Origin of the sequence: Neptuniibacter marinus (assembly GCF_965223595.1) — a bacterium.
GTDB lineage: Bacteria > Pseudomonadota > Gammaproteobacteria > Pseudomonadales > Balneatricaceae > Neptuniibacter > Neptuniibacter marinus.
Genome location: NZ_OZ245004.1, coordinates 583,283 through 594,858, shown reverse-complemented (window position 1 = coordinate 594,858; position 11,576 = coordinate 583,283). Strand labels below are relative to the sequence as shown.

General features: G+C 42.7%; 10 protein-coding genes. 3 read left to right on the top strand and 7 right to left on the bottom strand.

Annotated features, from left to right (window positions below):
- Window positions 1–598: 598 nt before the first annotated feature.
- Window positions 599–1,897, bottom strand: coding sequence for a tyrosine--tRNA ligase (gene tyrS, locus ACOQOE_RS02790; RefSeq protein ID WP_067868044.1), 1,299 nt, complete (start codon window positions 1,895–1,897; stop codon window positions 599–601).
- 207 nt (window positions 1,898–2,104) lie between these two features.
- On the opposite strand from tyrS, the gene ACOQOE_RS02785 reads away from it, so the two are divergent.
- Both ACOQOE_RS02785 and ACOQOE_RS02780 read left to right on the top strand, forming a co-directional pair.
- Window positions 2,105–3,472 carry an OapA family protein gene (locus ACOQOE_RS02785; protein WP_067868048.1) on the top strand — a complete coding sequence of 456 codons (1,368 nt, stop codon included), beginning with the start codon at window positions 2,105–2,107 and terminating at the stop codon, window positions 3,470–3,472.
- 5 nt (window positions 3,473–3,477) lie between these two features.
- A complete protein-coding gene (locus tag ACOQOE_RS02780; protein ID WP_420554846.1) occupies window positions 3,478–4,584 on the top strand; it encodes an anhydro-N-acetylmuramic acid kinase in 1,107 nt (368 codons plus the stop codon).
- Window positions 4,585–4,593: 9 nt separating this feature from the next.
- On the opposite strand, the gene ACOQOE_RS02775 is transcribed toward ACOQOE_RS02780, so the two are convergent.
- The 6 genes from ACOQOE_RS02775 to ACOQOE_RS02750 form a co-directional block, all read right to left on the bottom strand.
- Window positions 4,594–5,046 (bottom strand): DsrE family protein, encoded by a 453-nt coding sequence (locus ACOQOE_RS02775; protein ID WP_067868054.1) that lies wholly within the window; start codon window positions 5,044–5,046, stop codon window positions 4,594–4,596.
- 94 nt (window positions 5,047–5,140) lie between these two features.
- Complete coding sequence (gene erpA / locus ACOQOE_RS02770; RefSeq protein ID WP_067868057.1) at window positions 5,141–5,497, bottom strand: iron-sulfur cluster insertion protein ErpA; 357 nt, start codon at window positions 5,495–5,497, stop codon at window positions 5,141–5,143.
- 162 nt (window positions 5,498–5,659) lie between these two features.
- Window positions 5,660–6,694, bottom strand: a complete 1,035-nt coding sequence (argC, locus tag ACOQOE_RS02765; protein ID WP_067868060.1) for an N-acetyl-gamma-glutamyl-phosphate reductase — start codon at window positions 6,692–6,694, stop codon at window positions 5,660–5,662.
- Window positions 6,695–7,014: 320 nt separating this feature from the next.
- A complete protein-coding gene (locus tag ACOQOE_RS02760; protein ID WP_067868064.1) occupies window positions 7,015–7,443 on the bottom strand; it encodes an Rrf2 family transcriptional regulator in 429 nt (142 codons plus the stop codon).
- Window positions 7,444–7,597: 154 nt separating this feature from the next.
- Entirely contained in the window at window positions 7,598–8,803 is a 1,206-nt protein-coding gene (hmpA, locus tag ACOQOE_RS02755) for an NO-inducible flavohemoprotein (protein WP_420554845.1), read from the bottom strand.
- A gap of 76 nt (window positions 8,804–8,879) precedes the next feature.
- The gene (locus ACOQOE_RS02750; protein WP_420554844.1) at window positions 8,880–9,263 is read right to left on the bottom strand and encodes a hypothetical protein; all 384 of its coding nucleotides are present in this window, start codon (window positions 9,261–9,263) and stop codon (window positions 8,880–8,882) included.
- Window positions 9,264–9,835: 572 nt separating this feature from the next.
- On the opposite strand from ACOQOE_RS02750, the gene ACOQOE_RS02745 reads away from it, so the two are divergent.
- On the top strand, window positions 9,836–11,560 hold the full coding sequence (locus ACOQOE_RS02745) for a chloride channel protein (RefSeq protein WP_067868073.1): 1,725 nt from the start codon (window positions 9,836–9,838) through the stop codon (window positions 11,558–11,560).
- The last annotated feature ends 16 nt before the right edge of the window (window positions 11,561–11,576 follow it).

The window sequence follows — 11,576 nt, the reverse complement described above, 5'->3', positions numbered from 1 at the left end:
AAACAACCGGATTGCATTCGAAAATACAAAACCTATTGTAAATCGTTTTAAATGAATTCACTTGGTTGCTTGTCTAGAAAATAAAGCTATTTGCTTCATCTCAACAAGCGCCCACACGAATTATCTGATCAAATTGTTAAAGAGCGTTGCTTGGAACCAACCTAACGCTGCGAAGCGTTTCGTCTCAAGCGAGGCGCATATTCTACTTTGCGCCGCCTTAAAGTCAACCGTTATTTTGTGTTTTTCTGAATTAATTCTCAATCAATTCCAACACAACAATCAACTCTAAAACTTTCAAATCAAAACCAACAAAACCAAAGGTTTTCAAGGAGTTAATTCAACCTTTACTTAGGTCATTCAGCGCTGTTTTGCAGGCCTCCCTTAGCAAGGACGGCGAATTATAGACTCTTCCCAAACAACGTCAACAGGCAAAACTAAAAAACTGTAAAATAAAGGCAAAAAAGTGGGATTAAGCAGAAATCGGGGCGAAATTGATTATTTAGCGATCAAAATAGAGCGCTACTCATCCCCAGACACAAAAAAGCCGCTCTATATTGAGCGGCTTTTCCTTATAATCTTAACAATCAGGGCTTAACGCTTACACCAATTCGAATAGATGATGCTTTTTCTTACCTAACTTCACCAAAAAGTATTTACCAAAAAGCGCCTTTTCAGCAGCAAACATACCTGCAGCATTCATATTATCTTCCATGCCATGAGCTATTCCATTAACAACAACCGCATTTCGCTGCAAAGCATCTTTTACCTGCTTACCTGAAGGCGCCATTCCCGCATCGGCCAAAATAGCCGTTACTGGCTGATCGGAAACTGCTGCCACATCCAAGGCAGATGAAGGAAGACCGTCTTGAGCCAACTGGGCATAATCCTGCTCACTTAAAGTAGATGTATCGCCTGAAAACAGAGCTTCAGTTATACGTTTAGCTGCGACAAGCCCCTCTTCGCTATGAACTAGACGTGTTACTTCTTCAGCTAAGACTCTCTGCCCATCTGGGCGACCCTCGCGCGCTTCGTCCTCTTTTTCTATCTGTTCAATTTGACCGACAGACAAAAAAGTAAAATAGCGGAGGAAACGGTATACATCAGCGTCTGCCGTTTGCAACCAAAATTGGTAAAACGCATAAGGTGATGTTTTAGAAGAATCCAACCAGATCGTACCAGACTCTGTCTTACCAAACTTCGTGCCATCTGATTTGGTAATTAAAGGTAATGTTAAACCAAAAACTTGATTACCGTTCATGCGACGTGTCAATTCAGTACCGCCGGTGATATTACCCCACTGATCCGACCCACCAATCTGCAAGCTACAACCACGGGACTGGTTAAGCTGCTGGAAATCATAGGACTGAAGAATCATATAAGTAAACTCGGTAAACGAGATACCCTCACCTTCACGATCAATACGCTGCTTAACTGATTCTTTTGCAATCATCTGATTGACAGAAAAATGCTTACCTATATCACGCAGAAAGGTAAGGATATCGATGTTTTGCGTCCAATCTAAGTTGTTAACAACCTCAGCACTATTACTACCTGAATCAAAATCGATAAACGCACTCACTTGCGCTCTGATCTTTTCAACCCAGTTCGCCACGGTTGAATCATCATTTAACTTCCGCTCTTGTGCCTTAAAGCTTGGATCACCAATAAGGCCTGTCGCCCCACCCACAAGCGCTAACGGTTTATGTCCATACTCTTGAAAACGCTTGAGCGTTAATAGAGGTACCAAACTACCTATATGCAAGCTATCAGCAGTCGGATCAAAACCACAATAAAGCGTCACACTACCCTCAGATAGATGTTTTTCCAGCTCATCTTCGCTGGTCATCTGCGCAACCAAACCGCGCGCCTTTAGATCTTGTAATAGTGTTTCACTCATTGTTTTTGCTTAACCTTAAAGGTGGATATTAGAAAATAAGGAGGCTATTTTAACGGCAGCGAGCAAGCAAACAAATAGCTATAGACAATTATTTTTACTGGTTTAATTCAGCTAGGCTTAAGTTTTGACCGAAAAAGCCGACATTCTGTAATGAGAATGGCATAATACAGCGTTTATCTAATCAGACACCAACTAAAGGGGACTAGGGTGCCATATCGTTTGAAACAGTTACAAAAACAACTTCCTACGGTTCACCTAGTTGCGGTTAGTGCCTGTGTTTTTATTCTAGGCCTGACATTAATGTTACTTCCTTCGGAAAATGTTGAAGCTACGCGTGGCAGTATTCCGGCAACACCACAAAGCATTGAAACAGTAGCACCTAGTGCAACTCAACTTGCTAATACAAATAACGCCCCAAACGATGCAGAAACAATCGAATCGCCAGTGATGCCCCTCCCCATTGAGGAAAACTGGGTTGATTACACGATTGGCAGTGGTGACAATCTTACTTCGATGTTCAAAAAGGCAGGCTTAACTGCTCGTGACGTATATAACGTCGCCTCTGCAGCAAAAGGCTCTAAATCATTCACTCGCTTATTCCCTGGTCAAACCTTATCTTTTGTTATAAAGGAAGGTGAACTACATAAACTTCGCCACCGGGAATCAGAGCTTAAGCACACACTTGTCACGAAAACACCTACAGGGTTCAATATTGATATTATTGAACGTAAACCCGATATTGAGCACAAATATACTGCCGGTACTATTCAGGACTCTTTATTTCTAGCAGGCGAGGAAGCAGGGCTTTCCGGCAAAAAGATTATGGAGCTTGCCAGCATCTTCGGCTGGGATGTAGATTTTGTACTTGATATCCGAAAAGGTGATAGCTTTAGCTTAATTTACGAAGAGAAGTTTTTAGACGGAAAGAAAATAGGCGAAGGCCCCATTATTGCCGCTCAATTTATAAACAGAGGCAGCAAGTTCACTGCGCTACGCTATACCAATTCAGAAGGCGACAGTAGTTATTTTACGCCAGAAGGCTACAGCATGCGCAAAGCATTTCTTAGAGCCCCCGTCGGCTTTGCTCGCATTAGCTCTAAATTCAGCTTAAACAGAAAACACCCTGTACTTAATCGCATAAGAGCCCACAAAGGTGTTGATTATGCTGCACGCACAGGAACACCTATAAAAGCTGCAGGCGATGGAAAAATAATATTCCGAGGGAAAAAAGGCGGTTTCGGTAATGTTGTTATCGTTCAACATGGCAGCAATATAACCACACTTTATGCACATATGAGTAAATTTAAGGGTGGACAAAAAACAGGAACTCGCATCAAACAAGGACAGGTTATCGGTTTCGTTGGCAAAACTGGATTAGCAAGTGGCCCCCACCTTCACTACGAATTCCGCGTTAATGGTGTCCATAAGAACCCATTAACCGTTAAGCTACCGCAAGCACTCCCAATAGCCGAGAACGAACGCACGACCTTTAAATCAACAGCTAGCGCCTTGCTTGCCCAGCTTGAAACTTATCAGGCAACAACATTGGCAGCCCTTGATATGCAAAAACAGTAACGGTTATGGGTACTCCTGATATCTATATTGGCCTTATGTCAGGAACGAGCCTAGACGGCATTGATGTTGCTGCGGTTAGCTTCGATCCTAGATTAAAATTTATTGCGACTCATTCAGAAGCAATCCCTGAGCAACTTAAACAAAATATCTTACAGCTAACCCAACCCGGCGATAATGAAATCGATCTTATGGGCCTAGTTGATATTGAATTGGGCCAACTATTCGCCAAAGCTGCCAACTCACTTATCCGCAACCAAGGCTTAGAAAAAAAGCAGATCCGCGCAATAGGTAGTCACGGCCAAACTATCAGACACCGTCCTGAATTTAGCTACACACTACAGATAGGTGATGCAAATATCATCGCTGAAAATACAGGCATAACCACCGTCAGTGATTTCAGGCGCAGAGATTTAGCCGCTGGCGGCCAAGGTGCTCCCTTAGTTCCAGCTTTTCATGACCAGATTTTCCGAACAACTAATCGCGACCGAATCCTGCTTAACATTGGCGGAATGGCAAATTTAACTTATCTACCAGCAATAGCCACAGAAGATGTACTCGGCTTTGATACAGGCCCTGGCAATGTACTAATGGATGCTTGGATCACACAAGCTAAGGACTGCCCTTACGATAAGAATGGCGCATGGGCGCAGACTGGAAACTGTGATGAAAAATTGCTCAACGACCTGTTACAGCTACCTTATTTTCACGAAAAGCCACCCAAAAGCACAGGACGAGAGCAGTTTCATCTAAGCTGGCTAAGTCGCAAATTGAAACCTTACTCAACAGCAGCCGCAGATGTACAAGCCACTCTCTTAGATCTGACGGCAAGAACAGTAACGGATTCGATCAACAAGTATATTCCCAGCAAAACATTTGAATTATTAGTCTGTGGCGGCGGAAGCAGAAACAAAGCCCTTATGAATCGCTTACAAGAATTACTCCCCCACAACAAAGTCTGCACGACGGATGATGCAGGAATCGATGCTGATTGGATGGAAGCGGCAGCTTTTGCTTGGCTTGCCAAGCAATGTATAGAAAGCAGTCCAGGAAATAAGCCCAGCGTAACCGGCGCAAAAGGAGAGCGAATTTTAGGTGCAATCTATCAAACTTAGCTCGACCAACTAAAAATAGATGTATCCTTCGCGACGAAGCCGCTCTTTTTCTGCAGGACCTAATGGCACGGTATCAACAAAATCTGGAAGCTCCGAACGATCCACATTATTCATTCGCATCCAACTTTCGCAAACACGAATATCAATAACATGCTTCTTCTCAAGCCGCTCAGCTAAATCTAGTAACTCTTTATATTGCTCCATATTACGATTTCGGAACGCGTGAGCCTCATCACCATGCAAGACAAAAACAATAGGCTCATATGCATTCAAATTATCGACATCATCCGCAAGCATACTTGCCCGCTGAAAAAGCATCTCAACTTCACTTGGGGAGTTTGTTTTTATTAGCGCTAGATAATGTGGATTCGCAACCTCAGGAGCCACAGGAGATTGCGGCAGAGTATCAGCCGAACAAAAACTAGAGAACAGAAAAACAAAACTCGCAAATAAAAGACGCATACGCGCTCCTTAAAGAGATACTTATCTTTTATATCAGAGCAGAGAAGATATGAATAGGCTATGAATCAATCATCCATAGCCCTAATGATCAGGATCAAATAGAGAAGGAAGAACCGCAACCACAAGTTGTTGTTGCATTTGGGTTATTAATAACGAACTGTGATCCCTGCAAACCCTCTTTAAAATCGACTTCGGAGCCCGCTAAGTATTGAAAACTCATAGGATCGACAACCATGGTAACACCATTACGCTCAATCACCGTGTCATCTTCCGCAGCCTGCTCATCAAAGGTAAAACCGTAAGAAAAACCAGCACAACCACCACCTGTGATAAACACACGTAGTTTCAAGTTATCGTTTTCCTCTTCATCAATTAGAGATTGTACTTTTGCAGCCGCAGCCTCAGTAAACAACATAGGAGACTCTAGGCTTGGATCGACAGTTTCTATCATAGATACTTCTTCTAGGTACTTTTTAGGTACTTTTAGGTACTTAGTATATGAGCACAGGGACTATTTCGGTATTTGATTCAGCACATATACCGATCTTTTAATATACACCCTACCCACAGGTAGAGTGTAATTATCACCTTAACCAACCAATTTAGTCAAGTATTAAGGCATTAAGCCGACAACATTTAGTCCTGAAGCCTCATTAATACCGAACATAATATTCATATTCTGAATCGCCTGACCTGCAGCACCTTTTACTAAGTTATCGATAACCGAAAGCACGACCACAGTATCGTCATTCTGTGGGCGATGAATACTAATACGACACATATTGCCGCCTTTAACACTCCGCGTTTGGGGATGACTACCAGCAGGCATCACATCAACAAACGGCTCATCGGCGTAACGCTCTTCAAACAAACGCTGTAGATCATGCTCAACCGGATCTTTTAAAACTCCGTAGCACGTAGAGTGAATACCCCGAATCATCGGTGTTAAATGGGGGACAAAGGTCAGATTCACCGGTCTTTCAGCCACCAGCGCCAAGCCTTGCTTAATTTCAGGTAGATGACGGTGCCCATGAACACCATAGGCCATCATACTTTCACTAGCTTCACACATAAGCATGCCGACTTTGGCTCCGCGCCCGCCACCGCTCACACCGGATTTACAATCAGCAATAAGACGACGATGATCAATAAGCTTATTCTCCAGTAGCGGCAGAAAAGCAAGCTGCGTTGCTGTCGGATAACAGCCTGGACAGGCTATTAATTTAGCCTCTTTGATTTGCTCCCGATTCACTTCAGGTAAACCATAAACAGCCAGCTCAGCCATATCTGGAGACGTATGCTCCATACCATACCATTGAGACCAAACATCAAGATCTTTAATACGGAAATCTGCACCTAAATCGATAACTTTGACACCATTATCTATAAGCTCTGCTGCCATCTTCATGGCAACCCCGTGAGGAGTAGCAAAAAACACGACATCACATGCACTTAGCGTTTTAACATCAGGCACTGAAAACTTAAGGTCATAAATACCTCGGAGATTAGGATACATGTCAGCTATGCTAATTCCCTCTTCAGATCGAGAAGTGATTACCTCAACCACAGCTTCGGGATGATTTGCCAACAACCGTAGTAATTCTACGCCTGTATACCCTGTGCCACCGACAATACCTACCTTAATCACAATAACCTCTCATCGAGTTTAAAAAACGATTATATATATTACTACAAAGCTATAATTCAATAACTACTAAATCGATAATTTGAAATAGATTCCCGCAGAAATACTTACATAAACAAAGATTACCGATGAAATACGCACCAAATCAAATGAAGCAACATTATTTTTTATATATGCCAAATTGAATCTAACCAGAATCTAAAAAATTATCTTTACAGAGAATAACTTAAGGGAAAAAGATGGGGAACGAGTATCGTCTAACAAACACAGGAGAGAAAAATTCAACAGCTATACACCTTACAATCAAGGAGCTTTCAGCCCGCTCAGCTCACAAGCAGCAACGGAATCAGCTCATTTTTATTTGCCGTTAAATCCTCCAACGTATATTTCCGCATGGTATCCGTAAAAGCCTTCATTCCTTCAACTAACGCTTTTTTCAACTCGCAACAGGGAAGCAGCTGACAGTCAGTTGACAGGCAGTCCACACCATCTAGGTGGTTTTCCAGCTGCTCTATAACCTCGCCAATATTAATCATCTCTGGAGAAGCCCCTAATCGGATTCCACCATTTTTACCACGAATAGTTTGCACATAACCTAGCTTTGCCAACTGCCCGATCACTTTAACCATATGACTCTGAGATACCTGATAAACAGCGGATACTTCCGCCACACTGCTTAATCGCTTCTCCTCTAGGCTGGCAAGATAAATCAAGGTTCGCAAACCAAAGTCGGTAAAAGCGCTTAATCTCATAGACACTCCTGAAACGATTAATATCTCTAATAAATAAAACGGGATATAGGCAACTATACCCCGTTTAATTGTCACGCAATAGCAGAAGTGCTCATAATATCCATATCAAAAAATCGCTGTAGGTTTTAACGCCTCTCAATCTTTATCTATGAAATTAGTTAAGACTTTCACTTGGCCCGAACACCTCATAATGAAGTCGATTATCATCGATTTTCTGCGCCTTTAATTGACGATAAATTACTTTCATAAAGGGCAGAGGCCCACAAAAGTAATACTCAGCATCAATCGGACAACAACGCTCAAGCCAATCGGACGTAATATAACCCTGACTATCGTAATCAACCCCCTCTTGGGCCCCCGCAACATCCTCATAAAAAGTGAGTGCCGTTAATCCAGGAACGTCCCGTTTCAATTTCGCTATATGCTGCCCAAACGCATGGGTATGACGATTACGGGTTCCATGAAGCCAGACAATGTCGCGCGTATCCTGACTCTTCACCAGCTCATTTAACATACTCAGCATCGGCGTAATACCAACACCACCACTAATCAATACAACAGGCCGGCTATTGTCTTTCAAAAACAGATCACCCCCTGGCATATGAATAGCTAAATGGCTACCTATCTCAAGCTGCGTATGCAGGTAGTTAGACACCCGCCCTTCTGGTATCTCAGCCGTCGGCGCTGGTTCCCGCTTAACGGATATACGATATTCATCAGGGGAGTAGCTGTCAGAAAGACTATATTGACGAATCTCTTCATGCTCCCACTCTGAGTTAACTATCTTAACGCTGAGAAATTGCCCAGCACGATAAGAAGGAGGCGGTTCACCATCTACCGGTTTCAGGTAGATTGAACGAATCTCGTCACTTTCCTCAACTATATTACTCACACTAAATGCCTTAAACCCAATCCAGCCTTCAGCTTCAGCATTTGCATAAAGTTGCTGCTCCCGCCCGATCAAAATCTTCGCTAACTGCTGATAAGCCTCCTCCCAAGCCTTTAATACACTCTCAGTAGCCACTTCTTTACCAAGCACATCTCGAATCGCTTTAAGCAAATTTCGTCCGACGATCTCATATTGAGCAGGGGAAATATCAAGACTAAAATGTTTAGTCGCAATTTTTTCGACCGTCCCGCCTAATGCCCCAAGATTATCAATATTCGCAGCATAGCCTAATATAGCCGCCGCTAAGGTTGATTGCTGACGCCCACTAGCCTGACTGGCCATATTAAAAACATGCTGCAGTTCTGGATTTTCTGCAAATAGCAGCTCATAAAAATGCTTTGTGATAGCTTCACCTGATGCCTGAATAACAGGCACAGTCGATTTTACAATGGTCATTGTTTCAGTTTGCATAATCACCCTTACTGATCTATAAAATTTGAGGTTTTATTTCATTTAGATAGAAATAGAGGAGCACTAAAATTAAATGTTAACCCTCTCTATTTCGACATAGTCTGGCGTAATGAACGCTTTCCAAACACGGAAACAGTTCCCGTTCTTCAAAACGTATATGATCAGTCAGCAGCATCGCAAAGATCCTCAGCTGCTTAACATTATCGGCGTGCATCAGTGTTCGTAATTGTCGATGTTCATTATAAAAACGGGCCAACAATGGCTCATTAACATCCTGAACTAAGCACTCTTCCTCTTCGAAGTGACGATTAAGATCAGCAAGCACGACTGTTTTCACTTCGCACCAATAATCCAGCATCGCTTTAGCCTCTTGATCAGAAAACGCTAACAGCCGTTTTGCATGAACCAATGCCATATGATGCTCTCGACTTAAAGGCTTAAGAATTTCTGATCTTTTCACAACCTAGCTCCACCCAAAAACACAAAAACCATAACATTCATTTGAAATACATGTTATTTGGATATAATATTCATGTCAAATGAATATTATTAGGAAGTACACTATGGTCATCTGGTCTACAGGGGAAATTTTTGTCTTTTTTGCAGTAATAGGAATGATTGTTTTTAAACTTTGGAGCGTATGGCACGTATCACTTAAGGCAGGAGCGAATAGAGAAGGACGCGTTATTTTTTTAGGCTTAATAACGGGCCTAACACTTTTCGGTATAACAGCAAAAATCTATATTTCCCATGTATTGAGTTAAATCCATAAGGTAGGCACTACAATAAAAAATACCTTATATTTTTTATCTATCAGTTGAGGTATACAAAAATCTTAGAATAAGCTGCCCTAATTACAGGCGATTTTTACACCTCAACCCCCTCCTTATTTAACATAGACATACTATTTTGATGGCTATAATAGTTCCACATCAAAAAAACCACATCACAAGCACTTAGCGTTGATGTACTGTTAACGTATACTAAGATCTAGCCGCCAAGCCAAGGCCTCTCAATTAAGTAATAAATATAATGTTTCGAAACACATTTTCCATGAAGCAGTTTCGCCATCGTCTAGCATACGGTGAAGCGCTCCCACAAATGGTAATATTAGGTATCCTATGCGGTCTCATTTGCGGCTTAGTGTTAGGCTCATTCCGAACACTACTTGAAACACCGTTAGAGCACCTATTACCTAATCAAGACAGTGAAAACTTTGAAGGCCTACCCACTTGGCTTCATTTTCTTCTGCCCATTATCGGCAGCCTAGTACTGATCGCTATTCTATCGAGGGTCACCCCCCTCAATCGAAAGGTTGGTATTACTCACCTCCTTGAACGCATGGCTTACCATCAGGGCTATCTACCTATAACTAACGCAATAATACAGTTTTTTGTGGCAGCCCTCGCTTTACTATTTGGGCACTCAGTTGGTAAAGAGGGGCCAGCTATACATTTAGGTGCGGCCTGCGGAAGCCAGCTTGGCCAACGCTTGAACTTACCCAATAACACCTTAAGGATTTTAGTGGGTTGCGGTGCAGCCGCGGGGATTTCCGCGACATTTAACACCCCCCTCGCAGGGGTTGTTTTTGCTATGGAGGTGGTACTTCTCGAGTATACGGTAATCGGCTTTATGCCGGTTATGGTCTCCGCAGCGACCGGTGCATTAGTCGTGCAGTTTATGTTTGGCAATGCTTGGGCACTTACCGTACCTACTATGCAGATAGAATCGTTGCAGGAGATACCTTATGTGGCGTTTCTTGGCGGTATCATTGGTTTACTTGCTGTAATTTTTATTGCGCTAATGAAAGCAGCAATGCAATGGTCTAATCATTCTTCGTTTGGTTATAAATCTAGACTTCTGCTGGCAGGCGTACTCACAGGTAGCGTAGCTGTTTTCTATCCTCAAGTTATGGGGATGGGGTATGACACTGTAACCTCCGCACTACAGGGGGAGATAGGACTGGGTTTACTCTTTGGTATACTTATAGCTAAGTGTTTATTAACTCCTATCGTCTTGGGACTTGGCATGCCGGCAGGCTTAATCGGCCCCACCTTTTTTATTGGAGCTATAGCCGGTGGTTTATTAGGCATTTTAGGCAGCAGTGCAGTTAATCAAACCGTTGCGCATCCTGGTTTTTATGCCCTTCTAGGCATGGGGAGCATGATGGGAGCCGTCGCTAACGCGCCTATGGCCGCATTAGTCGCTATTTTAGAATTAACCGGCAATCCAAACATTATCTTTCCAGCGATGATATCAATTGTTGTCTCCAACCTTATTGCTAGATATGTATTCAGGATGCCCTCCATTTTTGTCATCAGTATGCATCTCCAAGGAATGGATTATCGCTACCGGCCTCTCACCCAAATGCTGAATTCTTCATCAGCACAAAGCTTGATGAATCGTAATTTTATTAATAGCGATCCAACCATCTCCACTCAAGGCGCGAGTAAAATACTCGAAAGCTCTCCAAGCTGGCTGCTAATAATAGAAGAGAGTAAGTACATACTACTCTCTCCTGGCGATTTACATACGGCAGTACAACAAGCACTATCACCAGAAGAGCAGATTGATTTACTTAGAATTCCTGCCCTCAGACTTGATACGAGTATGATTGACAGCAAAGCAACACTACAGCAAGCACTAGAGCAGATGGCTAGAGATGGGGTCGAAGCTTTATGCATTGTGACAGATCGCAACGAGATTCTTGGCCTTCTTACTCGCGATCAAATTGAAGCGTTTTACCGCGAAAACTAATTTTACCGGCAATATT

What these genes read in the sequence shown, in the direction of transcription:
- tyrS (WP_067868044.1), bottom strand. Translation starts at nt 1,897, where the DNA reads ATGAGTGAAACACTATTACAAGATCTAAAGGCGCGCGGTTTGGTTGCG.
- ACOQOE_RS02780 (WP_420554846.1), top strand. Translation starts at nt 3,478, where the DNA reads ATGGGTACTCCTGATATCTATATTGGCCTTATGTCAGGAACGAGCCTA.
- ACOQOE_RS02745 (WP_067868073.1), top strand. Translation starts at nt 9,836, where the DNA reads ATGTTTCGAAACACATTTTCCATGAAGCAGTTTCGCCATCGTCTAGCA.
- ACOQOE_RS02775 (WP_067868054.1), bottom strand. Translation starts at nt 5,046, where the DNA reads ATGCGTCTTTTATTTGCGAGTTTTGTTTTTCTGTTCTCTAGTTTTTGT.
- hmpA (WP_420554845.1), bottom strand. Translation starts at nt 8,803, where the DNA reads ATGCAAACTGAAACAATGACCATTGTAAAATCGACTGTGCCTGTTATT.
- erpA (WP_067868057.1), bottom strand. Translation starts at nt 5,497, where the DNA reads ATGATAGAAACTGTCGATCCAAGCCTAGAGTCTCCTATGTTGTTTACT.
- ACOQOE_RS02760 (WP_067868064.1), bottom strand. Translation starts at nt 7,443, where the DNA reads ATGAGATTAAGCGCTTTTACCGACTTTGGTTTGCGAACCTTGATTTAT.